At 68.8% G+C, this 25,439-nt stretch carries 26 protein-coding genes and 1 pseudogene; 15 read left to right on the forward strand and 12 right to left on the reverse strand.

What is annotated here, in order from left to right; translation table 11 throughout:
* Positions 1–133: 133 nt before the first annotated feature.
* From RQG82_RS05570 to RQG82_RS05580, 3 genes are all read right to left on the reverse strand, one after another.
* The gene (locus tag RQG82_RS05570) at positions 134–1,567 is read right to left on the reverse strand and encodes an MFS transporter (protein WP_311258121.1); all 1,434 of its coding nucleotides are present in this window, start codon (positions 1,565–1,567) and stop codon (positions 134–136) included.
* Positions 1,568–1,630: 63 nt separating this feature from the next.
* The gene (locus RQG82_RS05575) at positions 1,631–1,984 is read right to left on the reverse strand and encodes a hypothetical protein (RefSeq protein ID WP_311258122.1); all 354 of its coding nucleotides are present in this window, start codon (positions 1,982–1,984) and stop codon (positions 1,631–1,633) included.
* Positions 1,981–2,631: an acyl-CoA synthetase gene (locus tag RQG82_RS05580; RefSeq protein WP_311258123.1), complete on the reverse strand. Its 651-nt coding sequence runs from the start codon at positions 2,629–2,631 to the stop codon at positions 1,981–1,983. Before RQG82_RS05580 ends, RQG82_RS05575 begins: the two co-directional genes overlap by 4 nt.
* A 307-nt stretch (positions 2,632–2,938) precedes the next feature.
* Between RQG82_RS05580 and RQG82_RS05585 the strand changes: the two genes are divergently transcribed.
* Positions 2,939–3,874, forward strand: a complete 936-nt coding sequence (locus RQG82_RS05585; protein WP_311258124.1) for a hypothetical protein — start codon at positions 2,939–2,941, stop codon at positions 3,872–3,874.
* 4 nt (positions 3,875–3,878) lie between these two features.
* On the opposite strand, the gene RQG82_RS05590 is transcribed toward RQG82_RS05585, so the two are convergent.
* The gene (locus RQG82_RS05590; protein WP_311258125.1) at positions 3,879–4,715 is read right to left on the reverse strand and encodes a sulfurtransferase; all 837 of its coding nucleotides are present in this window, start codon (positions 4,713–4,715) and stop codon (positions 3,879–3,881) included.
* A 135-nt stretch (positions 4,716–4,850) separates the two neighbouring features.
* On the opposite strand from RQG82_RS05590, the gene RQG82_RS05595 reads away from it, so the two are divergent.
* From RQG82_RS05595 to RQG82_RS05605, 3 genes are read left to right on the forward strand one after another with little or no spacing between them, the layout of a single operon-like run.
* Positions 4,851–5,738: a DMT family transporter gene (locus RQG82_RS05595; RefSeq protein ID WP_311258126.1), complete on the forward strand. Its 888-nt coding sequence runs from the start codon at positions 4,851–4,853 to the stop codon at positions 5,736–5,738.
* A 43-nt stretch (positions 5,739–5,781) separates the two neighbouring features.
* Entirely contained in the window at positions 5,782–6,441 is a 660-nt protein-coding gene (gene ribA, locus RQG82_RS05600; protein ID WP_311258127.1) for a GTP cyclohydrolase II, read from the forward strand.
* 14 nt (positions 6,442–6,455) lie between these two features.
* Positions 6,456–6,926 carry a MarR family transcriptional regulator gene (locus tag RQG82_RS05605; protein ID WP_311258128.1) on the forward strand — a complete coding sequence of 157 codons (471 nt, stop codon included), beginning with the start codon at positions 6,456–6,458 and terminating at the stop codon, positions 6,924–6,926.
* 5 nt (positions 6,927–6,931) lie between these two features.
* Here RQG82_RS05605 and RQG82_RS05610 read toward each other — a convergent pair whose 3' ends face one another.
* A complete protein-coding gene (locus RQG82_RS05610) occupies positions 6,932–7,810 on the reverse strand; it encodes an aldo/keto reductase (RefSeq protein ID WP_311258129.1) in 879 nt (292 codons plus the stop codon).
* An 86-nt stretch (positions 7,811–7,896) separates the two neighbouring features.
* On the opposite strand from RQG82_RS05610, the gene RQG82_RS05615 reads away from it, so the two are divergent.
* Positions 7,897–8,796: a helix-turn-helix transcriptional regulator gene (locus tag RQG82_RS05615; RefSeq protein ID WP_311258130.1), complete on the forward strand. Its 900-nt coding sequence runs from the start codon at positions 7,897–7,899 to the stop codon at positions 8,794–8,796.
* 15 nt (positions 8,797–8,811) lie between these two features.
* Here RQG82_RS05615 and RQG82_RS05620 read toward each other — a convergent pair whose 3' ends face one another.
* Positions 8,812–9,426, reverse strand: coding sequence for a LysE family translocator (locus RQG82_RS05620; protein WP_311258131.1), 615 nt, complete (start codon positions 9,424–9,426; stop codon positions 8,812–8,814).
* Positions 9,427–9,538: 112 nt separating this feature from the next.
* On the opposite strand from RQG82_RS05620, the gene RQG82_RS05625 reads away from it, so the two are divergent.
* Both RQG82_RS05625 and RQG82_RS05630 read left to right on the forward strand, forming a co-directional pair.
* Positions 9,539–9,994, forward strand: coding sequence for an Lrp/AsnC family transcriptional regulator (locus RQG82_RS05625; protein ID WP_056311153.1), 456 nt, complete (start codon positions 9,539–9,541; stop codon positions 9,992–9,994).
* Positions 9,995–10,071: 77 nt separating this feature from the next.
* Positions 10,072–10,428, forward strand: a complete 357-nt coding sequence (locus RQG82_RS05630; protein WP_311258132.1) for a helix-turn-helix transcriptional regulator — start codon at positions 10,072–10,074, stop codon at positions 10,426–10,428.
* Between the two features lie 134 nt (positions 10,429–10,562).
* On the opposite strand, the gene RQG82_RS05635 is transcribed toward RQG82_RS05630, so the two are convergent.
* Both RQG82_RS05635 and RQG82_RS05640 read right to left on the reverse strand, forming a co-directional pair.
* The gene (locus tag RQG82_RS05635) at positions 10,563–11,156 is read right to left on the reverse strand and encodes an ATP-dependent Clp protease proteolytic subunit (RefSeq protein WP_311258133.1); all 594 of its coding nucleotides are present in this window, start codon (positions 11,154–11,156) and stop codon (positions 10,563–10,565) included.
* A complete protein-coding gene (locus RQG82_RS05640) occupies positions 11,153–11,767 on the reverse strand; it encodes an ATP-dependent Clp protease proteolytic subunit (RefSeq protein ID WP_311258326.1) in 615 nt (204 codons plus the stop codon). Before RQG82_RS05640 ends, RQG82_RS05635 begins: the two co-directional genes overlap by 4 nt.
* 138 nt (positions 11,768–11,905) lie before the next feature.
* Here RQG82_RS05640 and RQG82_RS05645 point away from each other — a divergent pair, with 138 nt between their 5' ends.
* Positions 11,906–12,373 (forward strand): acyl-CoA thioesterase, encoded by a 468-nt coding sequence (locus RQG82_RS05645; protein WP_082041096.1) that lies wholly within the window; start codon positions 11,906–11,908, stop codon positions 12,371–12,373.
* 44 nt (positions 12,374–12,417) lie between these two features.
* On the opposite strand, the gene RQG82_RS05650 is transcribed toward RQG82_RS05645, so the two are convergent.
* Positions 12,418–14,217: a hypothetical protein gene (locus tag RQG82_RS05650; RefSeq protein WP_311258134.1), complete on the reverse strand. Its 1,800-nt coding sequence runs from the start codon at positions 14,215–14,217 to the stop codon at positions 12,418–12,420.
* Between the two features lie 145 nt (positions 14,218–14,362).
* A complete protein-coding gene (locus RQG82_RS05655) occupies positions 14,363–15,577 on the reverse strand; it encodes a PLP-dependent aspartate aminotransferase family protein (RefSeq protein ID WP_311258135.1) in 1,215 nt (404 codons plus the stop codon).
* 105 nt (positions 15,578–15,682) lie between these two features.
* Here RQG82_RS05655 and RQG82_RS05660 point away from each other — a divergent pair, with 105 nt between their 5' ends.
* Positions 15,683–16,159, forward strand: a complete 477-nt coding sequence (locus RQG82_RS05660; RefSeq protein WP_311258136.1) for an Lrp/AsnC family transcriptional regulator — start codon at positions 15,683–15,685, stop codon at positions 16,157–16,159.
* A gap of 49 nt (positions 16,160–16,208) precedes the next feature.
* A complete protein-coding gene (locus tag RQG82_RS05665) occupies positions 16,209–17,918 on the forward strand; it encodes an AMP-binding protein (protein WP_311258137.1) in 1,710 nt (569 codons plus the stop codon).
* Between the two features lie 7 nt (positions 17,919–17,925).
* Here RQG82_RS05665 and RQG82_RS05670 read toward each other — a convergent pair whose 3' ends face one another.
* A complete protein-coding gene (locus RQG82_RS05670; protein WP_311258138.1) occupies positions 17,926–18,321 on the reverse strand; it encodes a hypothetical protein in 396 nt (131 codons plus the stop codon).
* Between the two features lie 119 nt (positions 18,322–18,440).
* Positions 18,441–19,918 (reverse strand): annotated as a pseudogene (locus RQG82_RS05675) (MATE family efflux transporter).
* 146 nt (positions 19,919–20,064) lie between these two features.
* Between RQG82_RS05675 and cycA the strand changes: the two are divergent.
* The 5 genes from cycA (at position 20,065) to RQG82_RS05700 (ending at position 25,420) form a co-directional block, all read left to right on the forward strand.
* Positions 20,065–21,525 carry a D-serine/D-alanine/glycine transporter gene (gene cycA, locus RQG82_RS05680; RefSeq protein ID WP_311258139.1) on the forward strand — a complete coding sequence of 487 codons (1,461 nt, stop codon included), beginning with the start codon at positions 20,065–20,067 and terminating at the stop codon, positions 21,523–21,525.
* A gap of 97 nt (positions 21,526–21,622) precedes the next feature.
* Entirely contained in the window at positions 21,623–22,609 is a 987-nt protein-coding gene (locus RQG82_RS05685) for an aldo/keto reductase (RefSeq protein ID WP_311258140.1), read from the forward strand.
* Between the two features lie 31 nt (positions 22,610–22,640).
* A complete protein-coding gene (locus RQG82_RS05690; RefSeq protein ID WP_311258141.1) occupies positions 22,641–23,294 on the forward strand; it encodes a YigZ family protein in 654 nt (217 codons plus the stop codon).
* Between the two features lie 51 nt (positions 23,295–23,345).
* Positions 23,346–24,275, forward strand: coding sequence for a DnaJ domain-containing protein (locus tag RQG82_RS05695; RefSeq protein WP_311258142.1), 930 nt, complete (start codon positions 23,346–23,348; stop codon positions 24,273–24,275).
* A 152-nt stretch (positions 24,276–24,427) separates the two neighbouring features.
* Positions 24,428–25,420, forward strand: coding sequence for a LacI family DNA-binding transcriptional regulator (locus RQG82_RS05700; protein WP_311258143.1), 993 nt, complete (start codon positions 24,428–24,430; stop codon positions 25,418–25,420).
* Positions 25,421–25,439: the final 19 nt, after the last annotated feature.

Here is a 25,439-nt window from a genome sequence, read left to right on the forward strand (position 1 = left end):
GCGCGCGATGCGGGGTCAAAAGCGCACCGCAATCGGGCGAATCGGATGCGAAACTGACCCCGCAGCGAAGCGGCGCAACACCGAAGACCCCGCAGCGAAGCGGCGCAACACCGCGAGCACAACGGCCCGACCGCTACGGGCGCGGCTCTCCGGAGTGCGCGCCAGCGGGGTCGCGCGGCATGAACGCCGCCGCTATCAGCGTCAGCACCGCCACGACTGCAGCGGCGATGAACACCCAGACGGATGCCGAGATGATGGTCGCCGGGTCATCCGGCCCGCCGCCCTGCGCGATCACCGAGTTCGAGATCGCGCCGAACACCGCAACGCCGAGCGCGCTGCCGGCCGACCGGGCGAAGGCGTTCATGCCGGTGACGGCACCACGCTCCCCCCACCCGACCGAAGCCTGAGCCGCGATGAGTGTCGGGGCGGCGCTCCACCCCAGGCCGAAGCCGAGCACGAACGCGACCGCGGCGATCGAGAACGGATTGGGCCAGGGAGAGACCAGCGCGAGGGCGACAGCCGCGACGGCCGTGATCGACATGCCGGTCAGCGCCGTGCGCCGGAACCCGATCCGCATGTACAGCCGACCCGCGTTCGCGGCGGCGAGCGGCCAGCCGAGCGTGAGCGCCGCGACGGCCAGCCCCGACAGCAGCGGTGCGATGCCGATGGAGCCCTCTAGATAGGCGGGTGCGAAGCTCGTGACCCCGGTCATCAGTGCCCCGACGCCCAGCGAGACGATCGTCGTCGTGAGGATGAGCGGCCTCGCCGCCAGGCGCAGGTCGACGATCGGCTCGGCGGCGCGACGCTCGACGAGCCCGAAGGCGACGAGCGCGGCAGCACCCAGCCCGAAGCAGATGGCGCTGGGGATCGAGATCCAGGCCCAGGCGTTGCCGCCCTCGAGCATGCCCAGGATCAGGCCGGTGAGTCCGACGGTCAGGAGCACGGCTCCTGCATAGTCGATGCGATGACGCTGCGTCTGCTTCTCTTCGTGATACCGCCGCATCAGCATCCATCCCGCGATCAGACACAGCGGGATGTTGACCCAGAAGATCCATCGCCACGCGTCGAGCTGGGCGAAGATGCCGCCGAGAGCGGGGCCCACGACCGACGAGATGGCCCAGACCGATGCGATGTATCCCTGCACCTTGGCGCGCTCGGCGACTGTGTAGATGTCGCCGACGATGGTCATCGACATGGGTGCGACGGCACCTGCGCCGAGGCCTTGGACGATGCGGAAGACGATCAGCGCCGTCATGCTCCACGCGAAGCCCGAGAGCACGGAGCCGAGCAGGAACAGCGCGATTCCGAGCAGGATGATCGGCTTGCGACCGACGGTGTCGGCAAAGCGCGAATAGATCGGCACGCTGACCGCCTGCGCGAGCAGGTAGACGGAGAAGAGCCAGGGGAACTGCTGATAGCTGCCCAGGTCGCGGACGATGCTCGGCACCGCGGTCGCGAGGATCGTCGCGTCGATCGCGATCAGGCTGGTGGCCAGCATGAGCGCCCCGAGCACGGGGCCTCGTTCCGACCGGAGTCCGATGGAGGCGCGGTCGATCGAGGCAGTCACTACAGGGACAAGCCGTCGAGGCCCTGGGCTATTCCGGTCGGAACGGAGAAACCCTCGATCACGTCAGGAGGAGGACGTGCGACCCGGCTGTTCGGAGTCGGGTTCGTCTGACGTCTCGGGGTCGAAGAGCACCGGGCGATCGACCGTCTTGGTGACCTCGGCGGGGTCGACCACGAGGATCAGCATCGCCAGGAACAGCAGGGTGACGATGAACGCTCCGCCGCCCACCACGAGACCGAGCGCGATCGGAGTGAGACCGTCGTAGGTGCCGCTGGCGATCGCGTTGTTGACACGGGCGGTGAACGCCCCCGTCGACACGAGCGTCACCACGGCGGCGAAGATGCCGCAGCCGAGGGCGATGCCCAGCAGGTGCAGAGGGCGCAGGATGTCGCGCCGGGTGGGGTTCTCGTCGCTCATCGCTCTCCTCCGTGCCCGGCAGGGGCGGGGTCGTTCTCGGTCACGCGGCCCTCGGCGACGGCATCCGCTCGCTTCGGGGTGAGACCGGCGATGCCGAGGAAGACGGCGACGACGGCCGCATATCCGCCGAACATCCCGACGCCGAGGATGATGCCGGTGAGCTCGAACGCGCCTGCTCCGTCGATCGCGTAGGGCTGCACGAAGCCGGCCGGGATCGTGATCAGCAGCAGGGCCAGCAGCAGCCCGAACGCGCCGAGGGTGATCGAGTCGCGGGCGTTCGCCTCGCCGGCTCTGCGCGCACGCAGCCCGACGACGAGTTCGAGGATGCCGGTCGTCACCGACCAGGCGATGACGACGACGAAGAAGACGTCTTCGGTGCGCCATGCGGGCACGCCGGTGGTCATGCCGGCGGCGAAGCTGAGCAGCGCGTAGACGACGGACGGCCAGCGCTGGCCTGCCGGGTAGACGAGCCAGGCGGAGACGATCATCACGAGGCCGGTCGTGAGCACGAAGCCGCTGAAGACGGAGAGACCGACGGCTGCCGAGTGATCGGGCGAGAAGGTGATCATCACGGCTGCGGCGGCGGCGAAGAGGGCGCGCAGCAGCTGAACGTGACGCACGGTGAACGCGCGGGCAGGGGCAGACATGAAGATCGAGAATCCTCCGGGGGTGTTCCCCCCAGTCTACGCGGGGGCGCTGAGTGGGCGCCGACACCGGAGAGGTGTTCGCGGGGCCCGATGGATCTCCCCAGATAGATCACCAGGCCCCGCGACAGAACGCAGCGACGGGGGCGACACTGCGTTGTGGACCGAGACGCCGTGAGGTCGGGCACCCTGCTCACGATTGCTCAGCCCAGTAGACCCCAGAAATAGCACCTCGTCCCCTACGCGATGCTGGTGTGGTCGTAAGCTCACTCTAGAACGCGATTCTTCACATACCGGAGGGGGTGCTGTGATGAGCATGGAAAGTGGCATTCGCCGATATGCCGATGTATTCGCGGCGTCCTTCCGAGACGCGATCAATGCGCGTGGATTGACTCTGGCCCGATTGCACGAGCAGCTGCGCGCTCGCGGCAACAGCGTGTCGATGGCGACGCTCAGCTACTGGCGCTCCGGCGCGCGCCGCCCCGAAGGCGCCCAGTCGATGGCCGCTCTCGGCGAGATCGAGCAGCTTCTGCACCTCGAACCCGGCTCTCTAACCGATCTGCTCGGAACGACGAACCGCACCGGACCCCTCGGACCCAATCTGTTCCCCATCGACGAGCGAGAACTCGAGGAGGCCGTCAAAGAGGCGTTCGCCGCCCTCGGCGCCGAATACCCCGACACGTCACGTGAGCTCACGACGCACTCCGTGACGGATGTGGATGCCGCCGGCAACGTGTCGTATTCGATCACGCGCAGCATCGTGCAGTCGACCGTCGGGACGGTCGCGTCGATCCCGTTCCTGGAGATGACGCCGGGCATCAGCACCCCCGCGCCCATCATCGAGGCGGTGGCCGGAGGCCATATCTCCGCGCGCTACTCGCATCCGAACGGCGAGGTGCACGGCGTGCTGTTCGAGCTCGACGTGCCACTGACTGCGCCGAGCACCGCGATGGTCGAGTGGTCGGTCGCCTACCCGCCCGACTATCCGCCGCAACGGGAGACGGGTCACGCCGTCGCACGGCAGTGCCGGGAGCTGCTGGTATGGACGCGGTTCCACCGCGACGCACTGCCCGATCGCATCGAGGAGCGCGTCGAGACCCCGGACGGCTCGAAGCTCACCGAGCTTTCGCTCGAGGGCCGCACGTCGGTTCACCAGGTGCGACGCGCGTTCGGCCCGGGGCTTCTCGGCGTCGCCTGGAGCTACGCGGACGGCGCTGACCCCCGGAATCCGCCCCCCGGCGACTGACCGCTCAGCCCGGCTGATCGCCGACCGCTACCGGGCGTCCGGGAGTGTTTGACCACTGGCTCCACGAGCCGGGGAAGACCTTCGCGTCGATGCCGATCTCGTCGAGGACCAGAGCCGTGTGCGCCGCCGTGATGCCCGAGCCGCAGTAGGCCGCGACAGGTGTGCCCTCGGTCACGCCGACGGCTGCGAAGGTCGCCTGAAGCGTGTGCATGTCGAGGATCCGGCCCTCGGCATCGAGATGAGCGGCCATCGGAACGTTGAGCGCTCCGGGGATGTGCCCGGCGACGGGGTCGAGGGGCTCGTGCTCTCCGCGGTAGCGATCGGCCGCACGCACGTCGAGCAGCACACCCGCGTCGGCGAAAGAGGCGGCCTCGTCGATCGAGATCGCGTCGTCGCCGATCTCGTCGAGAACGACATCGCCCGGCTCGGCCTGCACGTCATCGTCTGCGACCGGGAGGCCCGCGGCCGTCCAGGCGCGGATGCCGCCGTCGAGCACGCGCACGTCGACTCCACCCTGGCGCAGCAGCCACCAGGCCCGTGATGCGCTGACCCCCTTCGCGTCGTCGTACGCGACGACGACATCGCCTTGATCGACGCCCCATCGGCGCGCGGCATCCTGAAGCGTCTGGGTGGAGGGCAGAGGATGACGGCCCTCAGACGGCTCTCCGTGGGTCGCGAGCTCGGTCGCGAGCGGCACGAAGACCGCCCCCGGGATGTGCCCTGCGAGATAGTCGGCGCGGCCGTCCGGCCGGTCGAGTCGCCACCGCACGTCGATCACACGAACGGGCGTCTCGGACTTCAGCAGGTCGTCCAGCTCGGCGGCGCTCACGAAATTGCTCATGAGGCGAGGTTATCGAGACGCCGCGCGAATCACGCACCTGGCCGTATTGCATCGACATATCGGGCAGCTCGCGCGATTCGAAACGGGGCCGCGCACGGCGCTAGGCTCGAGCCGGCCGCGTCGAGAAAGGACAGCATGTCCACTCGATTCCGCTTCCTGAGCCTGCGTCGGCAGGAGATCGCCCTCATCGCCGTCACCGCGGTGTGGGGCAGCACGTTCCTGCTCGTGCACTGGGCGATGCAGCACTCGGGGCCGTGGTTCTTCGTCGGCATCCGATTCCTGATCGCCGGCCTGATCAGCGTGGTCATCTTCCGCCGAGCGCTGCGAGGCATGCGCTGGCGCGACATCGGCGCCGGCGTCGCGATCGGGGTGATGATCTATCTCGGGTACGGTCTGCAGACCGTCGGGCTGCAGACCATCGACTCGAGCACGTCGGCGTTCATCACGGCGATGTACATCCCGCTCGTGCCGCTCGCGCAGTGGGCCGTATTCCGCAAGCGCCCGCCGGCCATGGCGTTTCTCGGCGCCGCTCTCGCGTTCGTGGGACTGCTGTTCATCGCCGGTCCCGACGCCTTCACGCTGACCCTCGGATCCGGCGAGATCCTGACGCTCATCAGCACACTGCCGATCGCGGCCGAGATCATCCTGATCAGCGTCTTCGCCCGAAGGATCGACCTCGGCCGCATCACCGTCGTGCAGCTGCTCACGGCGGGGGTCCTCGGCATTCTGACCATGCCGGTCGTCGGCGAGGGCCTGCCCGAGTTCTCCTGGATCTGGGTCGGCTGCGCGGTCGGACTCGGGGCGGCGAGCTGCATCATCCAGCTCACGATGAACTGGGCTCAGAAGTCCGTCTCACCGACCCGCGCCACGATCATCTACGCGGGCGAGCCTGTCTGGGCCGCCGTCATCGGGCGCATCGCGGGCGAGCGACTGCCCTTCGCCGCGCTGATCGGCGGAGCGCTCGTCGTGCTCGGCATTCTCGCCAGTGAGCTCAAGCTCGTCCGCCGGCGCCCGCCTGAGTAGCGCGCGACGGGAATATCGGTGACGTCGGCGCGTTGCACCCGACATGATTGAAACTTCAACCGTCGTTCCGGTCGCCACCGAGCGCACGCGGGTGCGCGTGCCGATGCGCTTCGCCGACGGATTCTCCACCACGGCGGATGTCGTCACGTTCGACGGTCTGATCGACGGCCGCGAGCACCTGCTGCTCGGGCTCGGAGACTGGATGGCGGCGATGGAGCGGGCGGCCGACGGCGGCGACGCACCTCTCGTGCGCCCGCACAGCGAATGCCTGACCGGAGACGTGTTCGGCTCGGAACGCTGCGACTGCGGCCCGCAGCTGCGGGAGGCCGTGGAGCGCATCGCCGAAGACGGCGGGTTCCTTCTCTACCTGCGCCAGGAGGGCCGGGGCATCGGCCTGTACGCCAAGCTCGACGCGTACGCGCTGCAGGATGCAGGGCTCGACACGTACGAGGCGAACGTGGCGCTCGGTCGCGGCGAGGACGAACGCGACTACACGATCGCCGCGCAGATGCTGCAGGCGGTCGGTGTCGACAGCATCCGCCTGCTGAGCAACAACCCCGACAAGGCTGCTCAGCTCGAGGCCCTCGGCATCCGCGTCACCGAGCAGGTGCGCACGGGCGTTCACCTCTCAGACGCGAACCACCGCTACCTCGAGGCCAAGCGCAACCACACCTCGCACACGCTCGACCTGTCTGCCGCGTGATGAACGGTGGCGTGATGACCGAGCGAGTGAGCGACCGACGGCTCGACGACACCGAGATGCAGACGTGGCTGCCGACCATCCGGTTCGTCCAGCTGCTGCCGCAGGTGCTCGACCGCGCGCTGAAAGCCGAGACCGGACTCAAGCACGCGCACTACGCGATCCTCGTGACCCTCGCGGGCCAGGGTGACCGCTCGATCCCGATGACCGAGCTCGCGCAGATCGCGGGACTCAGCCGCTCACGCCTCAGCCATGCGATCGACTCACTCGAAGAACGCGGCTGGGTGACGCGCACCTCGTGCAGCAGCGACAAGCGCACGCTGACGGCAGCGCTGACGGATGCCGGGCGCGAGCTCCTACGAGGAGCGGCCCCGGTGCACGTGGCGCAGATCCGCGAGCTGATCTTCGATCCCCTGACCGACGCCGAGCGGGAGCAGCTCGGCGCGATCGCGGCCAAGCTGCTCCCGGGCGTCGCCGCGGCCCTCTAACTAGCTCATGCTTCCGGGATCTCCCGACCGAAGGTCTCCAGCGTCACATCTTCGGGCTCGGGGCCGCGGCGCACACCGGTGTCGAGGGCGTCGATCGCGTCGAGCTGATCAGCGGTGAGCTCGAAGTCGAACACGTCGAAGTTCTCGGCGATACGGGCGGGGCGAACCGACTTCGGCAGCGCGGATCGGCCCTGCTGCAGGTGCCAGCGCAGCATCACCTGAGCGGGCGACTTTCCATGCTCGGCGGCGATGGCCGTGAGGGTCTCGTCGTCGAAGACGGATGCGCCGTTGGGGCGGTATGCCGTGATGCCTCCGATGGGCGACCACGCCTGGGTCACGATGCCGGCCGCGGCATCCGCCTGCTGCACCTCACGCTGCTGGAAGTAGGGGTGCACCTCGATCTGGTTGATCGCCGGGACGATGCTCGTCTCGGCGGCCAGCTTCTCGAGGTGCTCCACCATGAAGTTGCTGACGCCGATGGCGCGCACCCGACCGTCGGCGAGCAGGGCCTCGAGAGCCTTGTAGGCGCCGAGCGTGAGGTCGAAGCGGGTGGGCAGAGCCTGATGCAGGATCAACAGGTCGAGCTGGTCGACGCCGAGCTTGCCGGTCGACTTCTCGAACGCGTGCAGTGTCTCGTCGTAGCCGAAGTCGCTGATCCAGACCTTTGTCTCGATGAAGACCTCGTCGCGCGCGATGCCGGTGCGACGGATCGCCTCGCCCACCTCTCGCTCGTTGCCGTACGCGGCGGCGGTGTCGATCAGGCGATAGCCGGTCTCGAGAGCGGTGCTGACGGCATCGACGGTCTCGTCCGGAGCGGCCTGGAACACTCCGAAGCCGAGGGCGGGCATCTCGATGCCGTTGTTGAGAGTCAGTTGCGTTGTCATTTCCTCAGTCTGCGCGCGGTCTCGCAGACGAGGGAGAGTCTGCCAGTACCTCCCTTCATCGCGCGAGGGGGCGTACCGTCGAGGACATGGACACCCGCAACGAGGTGCGCGAGTTCCTCTCGTCGAGGCGCGACCGCATCACCCCCGATCAGGCCGGCCTGCCCGCATACGGCGGCAACCGCCGGGTGCCGGGGCTGCGCCGTGAAGAGGTGTCGCTGCTCGCCGGCGTCAGCGTCGACTACTACACCCGCCTCGAGCGGGGTGATCTGTCGGGTGTCTCCGACAGCGTGCTCGACGCGCTCGCCCGCGCGCTGCAGCTCGACGAGGCCGAGACCGCGCATCTGTTCGACCTCGCCCGCACGGCGAACGCATCACCGGTCGCCCGCAAGCCGCGCAAGAAGGTCGAGACGCTGCGCCCCAGCATCCTGCGCCTGCTCGATGCGATGACCGAGGCGCCCGCGATCGTGCGCAACAACTACTTCGACTACCTCGCGGCGAACGCGCTGGGCCGCGAGCTCTATGCGCCGCTGTTCTCGACCCCCGTGCCTAACAGCGCCCGCTTCGCCTTTCTCGACCCGGCCGCGCAGGAGTTCTACCCCGAATGGGAGCGCAACACCCAGGAGCTCGTGGCCGCGATGCGCGGCGAAGCCGGACGCAACCCGTATGACCGCAAGCTCACCGATCTCGTAGGAGAGCTCTCGACACGCAGCGAGCGGTTCCGCACCCTGTGGGCCGCGCACAACGTGCGCTTCCACCGCAGCGGCGTCAAGCGCATCAACCACCCGGTCGTGGGCGAGATGGAGCTCACCTACGAGGCGTTCGAGCTGCCGGCCGACCCCGGCCTGCAGATGTCGACGTACACGGCGGAGCCGGGATCCGCATCGGAGGAGAAGCTGCGGATGCTGGCCAGCTGGGCAGCGACGGACGCTGCGGCATCCGCGCCCTCAGACACCGACTCCGCGGTGCCGGATCGCGCCCAGGCCTGATTCCGCATCAGTCGGTCATCGCACCAGCTGTCCGACGAGCAGCACCGCACCGATCCCGATCATCGCGATGCCCGACACGATGCTCACGATGCGCGCCGCGGCCGGACGCGCCCGCAGAACGGACCCCGCCCCGAAGCCGACGGCGAAGTACACCGCGGCGCAGCCGACCAGGTGCACGGCGCCGAGGATCACGATCTGCACCGCGAGCGGCCAGGTCGAATCGGCCGCCGTGAACTGCGGAAGAATCGCGAGGAACAGCAGGGTCACCTTCGGGTTCAGTCCGCTGATGCCGAAGCCCTTCAGCATCCACCTGCCAGGCGAGGCCTCGACGAGTTCGGCGCCTTCGCGGATCACCGCGGGTGCACGCAGGGTGCCGATGCCGAGCCACACCAGGTAGAGCGCCCCGGCGACCGTGAGCACGGTGAGGGCGAGCGGGTATCGAGCGACGAGCGCTCCGACTCCGGCGGCGACGATGACCACGGCGAGCACGTGGCCGGACAGCATCCCCAGAACAGCGGGTGCCGCTCGGCGGCGCAGACCGGCCGAGATCGCGAACGCCCAGTCGGCGCCGGGTGTGATGACGAAGAGCATCGAGACACCCCAGAAGGCGGTGATCGCGGTGAGCGCCATGGCTGTTCTCTTTCGTCGTCCGTATGCTGCGGAGGCAACTCTAGGAAGGAAACGACGGAAGGTGTTTGCGTTGTTTGCACGCCCTGCCTCATTCTGCGCAATAATCTTGAGCATGGACGCGATCGACCGGAAGATCCTTGCTGAACTGCAGCGTGATGGACGCCTGAGCATCACCGAGCTCGCCGAACGGGTGCAGCTGAGCGTGTCTCCCTGCCACCGCCGACTGCGCGAGCTGGAGCGCTCGGGAGTCATCACCGGCTACCACGCGACGCTGTCGCCCCAGGCTCTCGGATTGGGCTTCGAGACGCTCGTGTTCGTCACCATGAAAGAGGCGAACCGCGACTCGATCATCCCGTTCGAGGAGGCCGTGACCCGCATCCCGAACATCACGTTGGCGCACCGCCTGTTCGGCGACCCCGACTACCTGCTGCGCGTCGTCGCCGCAGACCTCGAGCACTTCCAGCGCCTGTACGACGAGCAGCTCACTGCCCTCCCCGGAGTGCAGAGGGTCAGCTCGACGCTCGTGATGCGCAAAGTCGTCGACGACGGTGCCCTGCCGCTCGGCTGACGGGCTCGACTGACGGCCGCGTTCTGCTCTGAGCAGAACGGCTCGATTCCCTCGCTGACGGCGGATTATCGTGAGGCATGGCCGACCTCGTTCCGTTCTCTCGCGCACCTCGTCCTTCCCGCCCTCGCCCCAGTGAGCCCGAACCCCTGTGGCGCCAGATGGTCGGCGACCAGCTGCGGCGGCGGCGACATGACCGCGACGAGACGCTGACCGAGACGGCGGAGAACGCCGGAGTCTCGCCGCAGTACCTCTCGGAGGTCGAACGGGGACTCAAAGAACCGTCGAGCGAGATGATCGCGGCGATCGCCGGCGCCCTCGACACCTCACTGATCGAGCTGACGAGCGCCGTGGCCGACGAGCTGCGTCAGGCGACGGCGGCTCCGGCATCCGCTGCGGTCTCGGTCTCGCGCGGGGCCTTCGCCCTCGCCGCCTGAGCCGTAGGCACCCTCGACGCTCGTACTCCGCCGCGACGCGGTGCGGGGTCAATAGTGCACCGGATCCGGCCGTTGGGGATGCGTTATTGACCACCCACCGCGGGCGGGGTGCGTTTCTGACCACGCAGTGCCCGTCAGACCGCCCGCTCCCCCAAGACGGTGTCGATCAGCCCGTAGTCGAGGGCAGCGGATGCCGTGAAGACGCGGTCCCGGTCGGTGTCGGCGCGCAGCTCGCTCAGCGAGCGTCCGCTGTGCCTGGCGAGGATCGCCTCCATGTCTGCCCGCACCCGCACGACCTCGTCGGCCGCGAGGATGAGGTCGGGAATCGCCCCTCTCGACTGACCCGCGGGCTGATGCAGCACGATGCGCGCATGGGCGAGCGCCGCCCGCTGACCCGGCGCTCCTGCGGCGACGAGCAGCGCGGCCGGCCCGATCGCCTGCCCGACGCAGGTCGTCGCGACCGAGGGGCGGATGTGCTGGATCGTGTCGTAGATCGCCAGCGCCGCCCCCGGGTCGCCGCCTTCGCTGTTGATGTAGAACTGCACGCCCGCATCCTGACTGTCGGCGTCGAGGTGCAGCAGCTGCGCGATGAGTGCGTTGGCCACCCCCGCATCGATGCCGGTGCCGAGATAGATGACCCGCTCGGCGAGCAGGTGCGAGTAGACGTCCATCACGCGTTCACCCCGCGGATGCTGCGCGATGACATTCGGGATCGTGTAGCTGCTCATGCGCCCGCCCCCAGTCCGACGCGGGCCCGTCGACGCGGCATGAGACCCGCGAGCGAGTCGACGATCTCGTCGATGAAGCCGTAGTCCTTCGCCTGCCCTGCGGTGTACCAGCGGTCATGCAGCGAGTCTTCGAAGATGCGATCCACGGGCTGCCCGGTATCTGCGGCGATCAGCCCGAGCACCGTGTCGCGCATGTGCCGCAGGTCGTCGGCCTGCGTCTCGATCTCGCCCGCCGATCCGCCGATGCCGGCCGAACCCTGATGCATGAGGATGCGGGCATGCGGCAGCGCCCTGCGCTTGCCCTTCGTGCCCGCCGAGAGCAGGAACTGTCCCGCGCTGCAGGCCAGGCCCAGCGCGAGGGTCGAGACGTCGTTCGGCACCAGCGCCATCAGGTCGCGGATCGCGAGCATCGACGGCACCGAGCCGCCGGGCGAATGGATCCACAGGGCGATGTCGGTCGTCGGATCCTCAGCCGACAGGGTGAGCAGCTGCGTCATCAGCAGCGTGCCGTTGTCATCGTCGAGGGCGCCGTCGAGCACGAGGACGCGCTCGTGGAACAGCGCCCGTCTTGCCTCGGGTCCGAACTGCGGGATGGGGTTGTCTTCGCTCATGGCCCCAGCATCCGTCGCCGAGAACGTGTGCGGGCTCGAATCCGCCCCGAGCAGATCCGCCTGAGGCAGATCGACCGACGACATGCACAGATGTGCACGCGTAACACCCCCGACTCACGACGCTCCTACCCTCGAAGCATGGCGAAACAGCAGACACCCGAGTGGCAGTGGTCCGAAGACGGCATCAACTTCCGCACCCGCAAATGGGTGAAGCCGGAGGACCTGAACGCGAACGGATCGCTGTTCGGCGGCAGCCTGCTCAAATGGATCGACGAGGAGGCTGCGATCTACGCGATCGTGCAGCTGGGCAACTACCGCGCGGTGACCAAGCACATCTCCGAGATCAACTTCGAGGCCTCAGCCGTGCAGGGCGACCTGATCGAGATCGGCCTGCAGGCGACCCACTTCGGCACCACCTCGCTGACCATGCGGGCCGTCGCCCGCAACATGATCACCCGCAAGCGCATCCTCACGATCGAGAAGATCGTGTTCGTGAGCCTCGACGAAGACGGCACACCGACCCCGCACGGGTACGACGAGATCACCTACAACCGCGATCGGATGCCGACCGAGCGCATCGCCACCGGCACGATCCGCCTGCCGTAGAGCCAGGTCGGGCCCTCGCATCCGGCGGCGAGGACCCGACGGGCTCAGACGGTCGCTCGGCTGTGGCTGACGCGGTGGCCGATCCAGAAGCCGACCGCGATGAGTCCTGCCAGCGTGACGACGAGCATCCAGGGCAGCATCGACGGTGCGGCGCCCGCTGTCGCGGTCGCGAGCGTTCCGGAGCCGTCGGCGATCAAGCCGTTGCCGTCTGCGAGTTCCGACGCACCTGCTTCGAGCTTGTCACCGCCTTCGGCCAGCTCGCCGGTGCCTTCAGCCACCGTGACCGCACCCTCGGAGAGTTCGCCGACGCCTGTGCTCAGGTCCGACGCACCGACCTTCAACGTCTCGGTGCCCTCAGCCAGCGCGGTCGCGCCCTCGTCGAGGCTCGCCGCACCGGCGCTGAGTCGCGCCGAACCGTCCTGCAGCGACACCGCGCCATCGGAGAGCGTGTCGAGTCCAGCGGCGAGCCGATCGGCGCCCGCCCACAGTTCTGCGGTGCCTGCCTTCAGCGGCTGCAGGCCCGTGGCCAGCGCGAGCGCGCCTCCCGAGAGCTGTGAGGCCCCGTCGCTCAGGGGCTGCACGCCGTCGGCGAGCTTGAGAGCACCGGCGGATACCGCTGAGGCGCCTGCCTTGAGCGTGCCCACACCGGACTCGAGGGTCGAGGCGCCGGCGGCGAGACCGGAGGTGCCGGCCTTCAGCTGCTGCACCCCGGTGACGAATGCCGGGGCGCCGGCCGTCGGGTCTGCCAGCGCGACCGTTCCCGGCCACCCCTGTGCGGCATCGCCGTTGACCAGCGCATTCGCTCCTCCGGCGACGAGCTGCGCGCCGGCGGCGGCCTGGATCGTCCCCTGGGCGAGGACCGGTGCCGCGGCGGCCGCTCCGGCGATTCCGTCGACCTGAGCATCCACCCCCGCGGCGAGAGCAGCGAGCTGCTGCAGCTGCGTGTTCGCCGGCTCTGCGGCGGCCAGCTGAGCCAGCCCGTCGGCCAGCTGCTGCGCGTTCGCGGGTGCGCCCTTCGCCGCCTCGGTGATCGCCGAGGCGTTCTCGGGGCTGGCGAGCGCCTGAAGCTGCGGCGTCACGGCGCCGGTGATCGTCGAGCTGAGCTGGTTCGCCCCGCCGAGCACCTGCCCCGCGACGTGGTGTGCGCCGGCGACTCCGGCCGCGAGGTTCGTCGCTCCGTCGAGCACCGACTGGGCACCCGCATCCACCTGCTGCGCACCCTTCGTGAGGTCCTGAGCGCCGTCGACGAGCGACTGGGCTCCGCCGTCGACCTGCTGCGTTCCTGCCGCCACCTGCTGAGCGCCGTCGAGCGCGGCCTGGGCTCCGGAATCGATCTGCTGCGCACCGGCCGAGACCTGCTGCGCACCGTCGAGCGCAGACTGCACACCGGCATCTGCCTTCGTGAGTCCCGATTCGAGGCGCTCGGCACCTGTGAGCGCCGACACTGCTCCGGCGCTCAGCCGAGCAGCCCCGGACGCGGCGTTCGAGGCGCCGATCGCGAGAGTGTCGGCACCTACGGCGAGCGCGGCGGCGCCGGTGGAGGCGCTCTGCGCACCCGTGGCGACCTTCTCGGAGCCGACGTGGGCGCTCGTCGCTCCCGCCGCGAGCTGCTCCGTGCCGGCGGCGAGCTCGTCGGCGCCCGCAGAGAGATCACCGGCACCTGCGGCGAGGTCGGCCGAGCCGTCCCGTGCGGTGGTGGTGCCGTCGGCGAGTTCCGCGGCACCGGCGGCGATCTTGCCTGTGGTCAGGAAGAACAGGATCACCATCGCGGCCAGCAGCAGGCTGAGCACGATCACGGCTATGCGCATGCCGATTCCGTGCGCGTGGGGCTTTGCACTCGTCATTGAGGACTCCCGGGGTCAGTGGCGTCGTTGCCACCGGCGAGTGTATGGGCGGGTTCTCAGGATTCGCACAGGTTTGCGCCCGGAACTAGATCTCATCCGGCGTGAGACTCAGTTCCTTGTAGCTGTTCGACAAACGTCACTGCTCTCACGCCCACGGACGGCCAGATGCCACCGCATCCTCCGCCCGCGACAGCGCAGCGAACGCCTGGGCGAGGTCGGCGATCAGGTCGTCGACGTTCTCGAGACCGATCGAGAGCCGCAGCACGTCGGCGTCGGGACGGGCCTCTGCCGGCACGGGCCGGTGCGTGAGCGCCGCCGGATGCTGGATCAGCGAATCGACGCCACCCAGCGACACGGCGTGGGTGAACAGCGACGTCGACGAGGTGACTGCGGATGCCGCGGCATACCCGCCCTGCATCCGCATCGCGATCATGGCCCCGGTGCCCCGCATCTGGCGCGCGATGATGCCCTCCGGGTCATCATCGAGTCCGGGGTAGAACACCTCTGCGATCTCGGGGCGGTCGATCAGCCACTGCACGATGCGGCGAGCGCTCTCCTGCTGCGCCCGCATGCGCACGGGAAGGGTCGTGAGTCCGCGGTGCAGCAGGTAGGCGCCGAGCGGGTGCAGCAGCCCTCCGGTCACGGCACGCACCCGGCGCAGCGCCTCTGCGGTCTGCTCGTCGCAGGCCACCACGCCGGCGATCACGTCGCCATGCCCGCCGAGGTACTTCGTGGCGCTGTGCAGCGACATGGCCGCGCCGTGGTCGATGGGGTTCTGCAGCACGGGCGTCGCGAAGGTGTTGTCGACGACCACCGGCACGCCTCCCGCCTGCGCCACCACCGCTGCGATGTCGGCGATATCGAGGGTCGGGTTGGCGGGGGTCTCGACAACCACGAGGCCCGTGTCCGGGCGGATGGACGCGGCGACTTCTGCGGGGTGGCAGTAGGTGGTCTCCACACCCAGCAGCCCGGAGCCGAGCAGGTGATCGGTGCCGCCGTACAGGGGGCGCACTGCCACGACGTGGTTCTTGCCGGCCGCGGGGCCGTGCGCGAGGATCACCGCGGTCATCGCCGCCATACCCGACGCGAACGCGACAGCGGCCTCGGCGTGCTCGAGTTCGGCGAGGGCGTCTTCGAACCGCGCCACGGTGGGGTTCCAGAGCCGCGCGTAGACCATGCTGCCGTCGGCGGGCGGACGCCCACCCGTCGCCATCGCCTCGTACGAGTCGCCACCGCGCTCGATGTCGGGCAGCGGATTGGTCGTCGACAGGTCGATCGGCAGCGCGTGGACGCCGAGTCCTTCGAGATCGGAACGGCCGCTGTGCACGGCGACGGTGTCTGGATGCAACGGTGCAGTCATACCTGTCACGTTGCCCGAATCACGATGGATGCGCAGAAATTCGACAGCATCCGTCGTGTTACGAGTCGTTCTCGATATTCTGAGCGAACATGCAACCACAGGGAGGTGCGGGCATTGGCGAAAGCACAACTCGACGAGGTCGACCTCGAGATCCTCGCCGTGGTCACCCGCGATGCCGAGGTCACGAACAAGGCTCTCGCGCACGGGCTGGGTCTCGCCGAGTCGACGTGCGCCCATCGCGTGCGCGCCCTGCGTGAGCGCGGGATCATCCGCGACACCCGCATCCGGGTCGACGGGGCGGCCCTCGGCCTCCCCCTGCAGGCGATCATCAAGGTGCGCCTCGCGAACCACACGGGCCCCAAGGTCACCGCGCTCTTCGACGCGCTCGCGGCGATCCCGCGGGTGCTGCAGGTGTTCCACGTCGCGGGCGTCGACGACTTCCTCGTGCACGTCGCGGTGCAGGATGCCACGGCCCTGCGCGACATCGTGCTCGAGCACATCACGATCCACCCCGTCGTCCGCGGCACCGAGACGCAGCTGGTGTTCGAGCTCCGCGACGGCGCCGGCCTGCTCGCGCGCTGAGCGGATCGTGGGTGAGGATGGACACGTCTGCCGAGCAAGGGAGCCCAGAATGAGCCGCAGCGCCACCGCAGCCACGACCGCGATCAGAGAGATGCGCGACTTCCTGTTCGCGAATGCGACCGACTACGCGGCGGCGCGAGACGGGTTCGTCTGGCCGACGCCCACCGAGTTCAACTTCGCGCTCGAGTGGTTCGACGTCATCGCGGAGGAGACGCCCGACCGCCCTGCCGTGCAGATCGTGTCGGCCGATCTCAGCCTCGAATCATGGACGTACGGCGAGCTGTCGGCCCGCTCAGACCAGGTCGCGGCCTGGCTGACCGGCCTCGGCATCCGACGAGGCGACCACGTCATCGTGATGCTCGGCAACACCATCGAGCTGTGGGAGGCGATGCTCGCCATCACCAAGGTCGGCGCGGTGTCGATCCCGACCTCGACCCTGCTGTCGGCATCCGATCTGGCCTACCGCGTCGCGCACGGCCGGACCCGCGCGATCGTGACGCTCGGCAGCCTCGCCGAGCGCATCGCCGACATCGACGCCGACGTGCTGCGCATCGGAGTGGGAGACGGCATGCCTCCCGAGTGGACCCGCTTCGGCGACTCGACCGACGCCCCGACGACCTTCGAGCCCGACGCCGCCACACCGGCCGACGACACGGCTCTGCTCTACTTCACGAGCGGCACCACCAACCGCCCGAAGCTCGTGCAGCACACGCACGTCTCGTACCCCATCGGACATCTGTCGACCATGTGGTGGCTGGGCGTGCGACCCGATGACGTGCACCTCAACATCTCGTCACCCGGGTGGGCGAAGCATGCGTGGTCGAGCTTCTACTCGCCGTTCCTCGCCGAGGCGACGGTGTTCGTCTACAACTACGACCGGTTCGACGCGAACACCCTGATGCAGGTCATGGACACGCACCACGTCTCGACCTTCTGCGCCCCGCCGACGGTATGGCGGATGCTGATCCAGGCCGATCTCGCGCGACTCACCCACCCTCCGCGTGAGCTCGTGGGGGCCGGAGAGCCGCTGAACCCCGAGGTCATCGACCGGGTGCGCGAGGCCTGGGGCGGCACGATCCGCGACGGCTTCGGTCAGACCGAGATGACGGCCTGTGTGGGCAACTCCCCCGGTCAGGTCGTCAAGGTCGGGTCCATGGGGCGCCCGCTGCCCGGGTACCCGGTCGTGCTGCTCGATCCCGCCACCGGCGACATCGCCGAGCACGAGGGCGAGATCGCGCTCGACCTGGCCCACCCTCCTGTCGGGCTCATGGCCGGGTACTACGACGATCCTGAGAAGACGGCCGAGTCGCGCGTCGGCGGCTTTCACCACACCGGCGACATCGCCCAGCGGGATGCCGACGGGTACCTGACCTACATCGGCCGGGCAGACGACGTGTTCAAGGCCTCCGACTACAAGATCTCGCCGTTCGAGCTCGAGTCGGTGCTGCTGGAGCACGACCTCGTGATCGAGGCGGCGGTGATCCCGAGCCCCGACCCGACGCGACTCGCGGTTCCTAAGGCCTACGTGTGCCTGCGGCCCGACGCGGTCGGCGCCGAAGCTGAAGCCGCCCGCTCGATCTTCGCCTACGCCCACGACCGGCTGTCGTCGCACCTGTGGGTGCGGATCATCGAGTTCGTCCCCGAGCTGCCCAAGACGATCTCGGGCAAGATCCGCCGCGTCGAGCTGCGCGCCAGAGAGGCCGAGCGTGTGGCCTCAGGAGACGAGGGCGCACAGCACCGCGATCGCGACTACCGCTGACGAGCTGTCAGCCTGCCAGCGCGGGCATGCTGCCCGTGCTGGGCGTCACCTTCGCACCTCGCGGCACGGCGACCGGTTCCGGCGCGTCGACGACTGCCTGGACGCGCGCGGCACGGGCGGATTCGCGTGCCGGCTCACCGGCGTTCACGATGCTTCGCGCCACGCCCCCGATCACCAGCATCGCGACGAGCGTCGCTACTGCGATCAGCAGCGGCGTCCACTGGTTGGCGAACGATGCCGTGGAGCTGAGCATCGCGCTCGGAATCCACAGACCTACCGCACCGCCGGCAAGGCCCGCCGCTCCGCGCATGATCGCGACTCCTGCGATGAGCGCGCACAGTGCTGCGAGCACAGCCCCCGCCACTCCGATCGGCACCAGAATCGATGCCAGTTCGCTTGCCACCCTTGACGATGTCATCACGACCCCCCGGTCTGCGGAATCTCCGCATCACCAACACTACGAAGTGTCGGCATGCCGGGCATCCATCTCAAGGATGATGTTCTGCAACTGTGACGAGCTGTTCAGCGGCGCGTCAACCGCGCGAAACGCGAGGTCTTGACCACCCGCACCGGCTGGGTGACGAGCGCATCGACGACCATCGAGCCGTCGGTGGGTCCGATGATCGCCATCGTCGAGGTCTCGGTGGCCTCGATCGGGTCGACGCGCATGCGGCCGAGCGACCGGTGCGCCCGCACATAGGCCGGCACCAGCAGCACGATCGCGCCGAGCCAGGCGAGAGGGTTGCTGAGCGCGACGCCCTCGAAGCCGATCATCGCGCCGAGCACGATGGCGGCGCCCACGCGCATCACCAGCTCGATGACACCCGTGACGGTGGGCACGAGGGTGTGGCCGAGGCCCTGCAGCGCACCACGCAGCACGAACAACACGCCGAGCGCCCAGTTCCGCATCCGTTGATGATCAGCATGAGGTGCGCGAGTTCGACGACCTCATCCGCTGCGGCGCCCTCGCCGACGAACAGCCGCACCAGGGGCGCGCCGAACGCGATGATCACGGCTCCGAGCGCGATGCCGGCGGCGATCGCCATCCAGGTGCCCTCGACGACACCGCGGCGGATGCGGTCGGGGCGACGCCCGCCCAGGTTCTGCGCCGTGTACATCGACGAGGCGAGACCCAGTGACGAGAGGAAGGCCACGGCGAGACCGTCGACACGAGACGCCGTCGTGTACGCGGCGACGGCCTCGGAGCCGAGCGTGTTGAGCGCCACCTGCACGACGAGCGTGCCGATCGCGATGATCGACGCCTGGAAGCCCATCGGCAGGCCGAGGCGCAGGTGCTCTCGGATGTCGTCGCGCGTGACGCGCCAGTCGGCACGGCGCAGGTGCAGCATCGGCAGCCTGCGGCGCACGAACTCGAGGCACAGCGCGACCGACACGGCCTGGGCCACGACGGTCGCGAGGGCCGCGCCGCCCACGCCCCAGTCGAGCGGACCGACCATGAGGATCACGAGGCCGACGTTGAGCGCACACGACACCGTGAGGAAGATCAACGGCGTGCGCGAGTCGCCGATCGCGCGGATGATCGCTGAGAGGAAGTTGAAGAACATCGTCGCGCTGGCGCCGATGAAGCTGATCTGCGTGAAGATCGTCGCCTCGGCCATGAGCTCGGGCGGCGTCTGCAGCAGGGCGAGCGTGGGCGCCGCGATCAACGGCGCGACGATCGTGAGCACCACGCTCGTGATGCCGGTCAGGATCACACCGGTCGCGACCGAGCGGCGCACCGCCGCTCCGTCACCCGCGCCGAATGCCTGCGCGATGGGGATCGCGAAGCCGCTGGTCAGACCCCAGGCGAAGCCGATGAGCAGGAACAGCAGGCTGCCGGTCGCGCCGACGGCGGCGAGAGACTCGACGCCGAGGTGCCGGCCGACGACGACGGCATCGGCGAACTGGTACATCTGCTGCACGACGTTGCCGAGCAGCAGGGGGATCGAGAACGACAGGATGACGCGCCACGGGCGGCCCGTGGTGAGAGAGGTGGCCATGAGAGAAGCGGCTCGCAGAACTGGGGGATGATCGGGGGTCGAACCAGGATATCGAATCGATTCGGTTTACTGCCATCCCCGATCGGCCATTACGGTCGGAAGGATGCCGCAGCGGGACGCGGCACCCGACACCGGAGGTTCGAGCGATGACGACAGAGAGAACACGGGGATCCGTCGAGGAAGACGGGACCGCCGGCGGCGACGACCAGCACCTGAAGAGGGCCCTGAGCAACCGACACATCCAGCTGCTCGCGATCGGCGGTGCGATCGGCACCGGCCTGTTCATGGGCAGCGGCAAGACGATCTCGGTCGCCGGCCCCTCGGTGATCTTCGTCTACATGATCATCGGCTTCATGCTCTTCTTCGTCATGCGGGCGATGGGCGAGCTGCTGCTCTCGAACCTCAAGTACAAGTCGTTCAGCGATTTCGCGAGCGACCTGCTCGGCCCGTGGGCCGGCTTCTTCACCGGATGGACGTACTGGTTCTGCTGGGTCGTCACCGGAGTCGCCGACGTCATCGCGATCGCCGGATACTCGGATGCGCTGATCCCCGGCATCCCGTTGTGGATCCCCGGCGTGCTCGTGATCGTCATCCTGCTCGCACTGAACCTGCCCACCGTCGCCGCGTTCGGCGAGATGGAGTTCTGGTTCGCGCTGATCAAGATCATCGCGATCGTCGCGCTCATCGTCACGGGTCTCGTGATGATCTTCACCGGCTTCCAGCACGACGCGGGAACCGCGAGCTTCAGCAACCTGTGGGACCACGGCGGCATGTTCCCGCACGGCTTCATGGGCTTCGTCGCCGGATTCCAGATCGCGGTGTTCGCGTTCGTCGGCGTCGAGCTCGTCGGCACCGCCGCGGCCGAGACCAAAGACCCCGAGAAGAACCTGCCCAAGGCGATCAACGCGATCCCTATCCGCATCCTGCTCTTCTACGTCGGTGCGCTCATCATCCTGATGGCGGTCACCCCGTGGACCGAGTACGTCGCCGGCGAGAGCCCGTTCATCGCGATGTTCGCCCTCGCGGGACTCGGCATCGCCGCCACGGTGGTGAACCTCGTCGTGCTGACCTCGGCCATGTCGAGCGCCAACTCGGGCATCTACTCGACCTCGCGCATGGTGTTCGGCCTCGCGCAGGACGGCGACGCCCCGCGCATCTTCGGCCGGCTGTCGAAGCGACGTGTGCCGCAGAACGCTCTGTTCCTGTCATGCATCCTGCTGCTCTCGGGCGTCGTGCTGCTCTACGCGGGCAAGGACATCGGCACCGCATTCGACATGGTGACCACGGTCTCTGCGGTCTGCTTCATGTTCGTCTGGACGATCTTCCTGTGCAGCTACCTCGTGTACCGCCGTCGGCGGCCGGAGAAGGTCGCAGCGTCGAAGTTCCGCATGCCGGGCGGCGTGGTCATGGTCTACGTGGTTCTCGCCTTCTTCGTGTTCATCCTCTGGGCGCTGACGACCCAGCCCGACACCCTGACCGCGCTGCTGGTGACGCCGATCTGGTTCGTGCTGCTGTTGGGCGCCTGGATGTTCGTGCGCAAGTCGCAGAACCATCTGACCCGCCACGCGGCGCACATCGCCTACCTGCGAGACGACTCCCCGGAGTAGTCGCACGCGGAGCGGCCGATGACTGTGGGAGGTTCTGGCAGGGCCTCCCACCGCGCTGCGAGCGGGCGTAACGTCGGCCCTGACGAAAGGACTCGACATGCACACTCGCACACTCGGACAGGGCCTCGAGGTCTCCGCTGTCGGCCTCGGCTGCATGGGGATGTCGCAGAGCTACGGCCCGAACCCGGGCACCCGCGACGAGATGATCGGCGTGCTGCGCTCGGCACTCGACCACGGGGTCACGTTCTTCGACACCGCAGAGGTCTACGGCCCCTATGTGAATGAGCAGCTGGTGGGCGAAGCGCTCGAGCCGATCCGCGACCAGGTCGTCATCGCGACGAAGTTCGGCTGGCGCATCGAAGACGGCAAGAGCGTCGGGCTCGACAGCCGGCCGGAGCAGATCCGCCGCGTCGCCGAGCAGTCGCTGCGTCGCCTGCGCACCGACGTGATCGACCTCTTCTACCAGCACCGCGTCGACCCCGACGTGCCGATCGAAGACGTCGCCGGCACGGCGGCCGAGCTGATCGCCGAGGGCAAGGTGCTGCACTTCGGGCTGTCCGAGGCATCGGCCCCGACGATCCGCCGGGCCCATGCGGTGCAGCCGGTCACGGCACTCCAGAGCGAGTACTCGCTGTGGACGCGCGACCCTGAGGCCGAGATCCTGCCCACACTCGGCGAGCTCGGCATCGGCTTCGTGCCGTTCAGCCCGCTCGGCAAGGGGTTCCTCACCGGCACCGTCGATCGCAGCACGTCATTCGCTGAGGGCGACATCCGCGGCACGATCCCGCGCTTCAGCGAGGAGAATCGAACGGCGAACGAGGCGCTGGTGAGCCACGTCGCCACGCTCGCGGAAGCCAAGGACGCCTCGCCCGGTCAGATCGCCCTCGCCTGGCTGCTGGCTCGCGAACCGTGGATCGTGCCGATTCCGGGGACCCGACGCAGCTCTCGCATCGCCGAGAACGCCGGAGCGACCACGGTGGCGCTGTCGGCCGACGAGATGGCGGACCTCGACCAGCTCGCCGACCGGGTCGGAGTGCAGGGCGACCGGTACAACCCGCAACAGATGTCGTTCGTCGATCGCTGAGTGCGCGCGAGCGCTGGGTAGTCTGAGGCGGATGACTGAAGCCCGCAGCTACCCGGCGACGATCGCCGCGCCTGTGGAGCACGAGCTCGTCATCAAGAAGTCTCGCTTCATCGCGACCGTCGAGCCGGTCGCCTCCGTCGAGGAGGCGGACGCCGTGATCGCCCGCCTCCGCAAGCAGTGGTGGGATGCGCGGCACAACTGCACCGCGATGGTCACCGGCCTGCTCGGCGATCAGGCCCGCTCGTCTGATGACGGCGAGCCTTCTGGCACCGCAGGAGTGCCGATGCTCGAGGTGCTGCGCCGGCGGGGGCTGACCGACGTCGTCGCCGTCGTGACGCGATACTTCGGCGGCGTGAAGCTCGGCGCCGGTGGGCTCGTGCGCGCGTACTCGTCGGCCGTCTCGGAGACCCTCGATGTCGCATCGCTCGTGCACCGGCAGCCCCTGACACAGGTGACGATCGACGTCGCGCAGGCGGATGCCGGACGCTTCGACAACCTTCTGCGCGACTGGGTGCCGCGTCACGGCGCGACGCTCGGCGAACCCCGGTACTCAGCGCTGGCGACGTTCGAGGTGTGGGTGCCCGCGCAGGAGCTCGACCGGCTCGCCGACGATATCGCGGCGGCATCCGCCGGCTCCGTGGTGCCGGTGATCGGCGTGGAGCGCGTCGTCGACGTGCCCGGCTGATCCACAACGTCATCCGGATATTCTGGATGCCGCGATCTCGGAAGGAGAGCGATGTTCGACAGCCCGCTCTCGGCTTCCGCCTATGAGATCCTCGGCGTGGACCCGACGGTCGACGACGGCGAGCTGAGGCGCGCGTATCGCCTGCGCCTGCGGCAGACCCACCCGGACACGGGCGGAGACGCGGCCGTGTTCATTCAGGTGCAGCGAGCGTGGGAGCTGATCGGCACCCCCGAAGGCCGCGCCGCCTACGACCGTCGCTCCGGTGCGCACCCCGGCATCCCTGCCGAACCGGAATGGAACGGCTGGCGTCCGCAGTCGGCCACCCGCACCGACACCCGCCCCCGGGCACGGTCGTACGGTCACCCCGGCGGCTGGCGCCGAGAGCGCTATCTGTCGCTGATCCGCGAATGGGCCGGCCGTGGCGTTGAGGTGCCCGACCCCTATGACCCGGCGCTCGTGCGCTCGGCCCCTCGCGACCTGCGTCGCCTGCTCGCCGATGCGCTGGCTGAGGAGGAGACCGCCCGCACCGTGAGCGCCCTCGGCATGGGCTTCACGGTGTGGCACGACGTGGCCACAGGAGCGGATGCCGACGACAAGCTCGACCATGTCGTGCTCAGCCCGTCCGGCCTCTACGGCGTCATGTCGGAGGACTTCGGCGGAATCGTCGGGTTCCGTCGGGGCGAGATCACCGGCCCGAGCCTCGGCACACGCGCCCCGGTCACCTCGGCGCTCTCCCGCATGCGCACCGTGGCCAAGGCCGCCCGCGTGAAGTTCGGCGGACTGATCATGGTGCTTCCCGACGACGATCTGGCCCAGGCCGTCACCCCGCTCGGCAGCAGCCGCGGCGTTCCCGTCGTCGTCGTGCGACGCAGCGCGCTCGCGATGGTGCTGCGCCAGGGAGTCCCCGGTGCCCGTGCGATCGGCGGCAACGAGCTGTTCGACGTGCGCACCCGGCTGCAGCAGACCGTCACCTTCGTCTGAGGCGAGGCGAGGCGAGGCGACCCGATCAGAGCGCAGGCTCTTGACCCGCATCGTCAAACCGGTTTACACTCGCATCACCCGCATTCGTCAAACCGGTTAAACGACTATGACCGGATGCCGACGATCAGCCCGATGTTCCACGAGGAGGTGGCATGAGCCGCACGACGATCGCCGACGTCGCCCGCGAAGCCGGCGTCACCAAGGCCACCGTCTCGCACGCGATGAGCGGCAAGCGGCCCATCTCCGACGACACCAGAGCCAAGGTGCTCGCCGCCGCCGAGAAGCTGAACTGGGTGCCGAGCCAGAGCGCGCGTGCGCTGGCCACGCAGAAGGCCAATGCGATCGCCGTGGTGCTGGCGCGTGACCCTGAGGTCATCGCCAACGACTCGTTCTTCCCCGCCTTCATCGCGGGCGTCGAGTCGGTGCTGGCCGAGACAGAGACGGCCCTGATCCTGCAGGTCGTACCCGATCGGGCGGCCGAAGAGCGTGCCTACCGGTCACTCAGTCACGGTCGCGCTGACGGTGCCCTGCTGCTCGACCTGCGAAACGATGACTGGCGCGTGCCGCTGCTCGAAGAGCTCGACCTGCCGTCGGTGCTGGTCGGCGCCTATGAGCAGCCGACGCGGTTCTCGTGCGTGCGCACCGATGATGACGCCCCCGTGCGCGAGATCATCGCTCACCTGCGCGCCGAGGGGCACGAACGCATCGCACATGTGTCGGGTCCGCTCGACTACGTGCACTCGCGCGTGCGGGCCGATGCCTACACGGATGCCGTGGGCGGCGATGCCCTGCTGCGCGAGGGCGACTTCACCGCCTCGAGTGGCCGCGAGCGCACCGCCGAGCTGCTCGCACTGCCCGATCGCCCCACCGCCATCCTGTACTCGAACGACACCATGGCGATCGCCGGGCTGTCGTTCGCACGGTCGAGCGGCCTCAGCATCCCCCGCGATCTCGCGATCGCCGGCTTCGACGACGACCATCTCTCGGCACACCTCTCCCCCGCGCTCACGAGCGTCTCATCGGGTCCTGCCGCGCGAGGACGCGCTGCCGCCCGCCTGCTGCAGGCCGACATCCTCGGCGCCGAGCCGCGCACAGAGGTCGTCGACTGCAACGTCGTGCACTTCCGGGAGAGCACAACCCGCTAGACGATCACCCGAACCATCG

The sequence above is a fragment of the Microbacterium sp. WCS2018Hpa-9 genome (assembly GCF_031843745.1).
Lineage (GTDB): Bacteria > Actinomycetota > Actinomycetes > Actinomycetales > Microbacteriaceae > Microbacterium.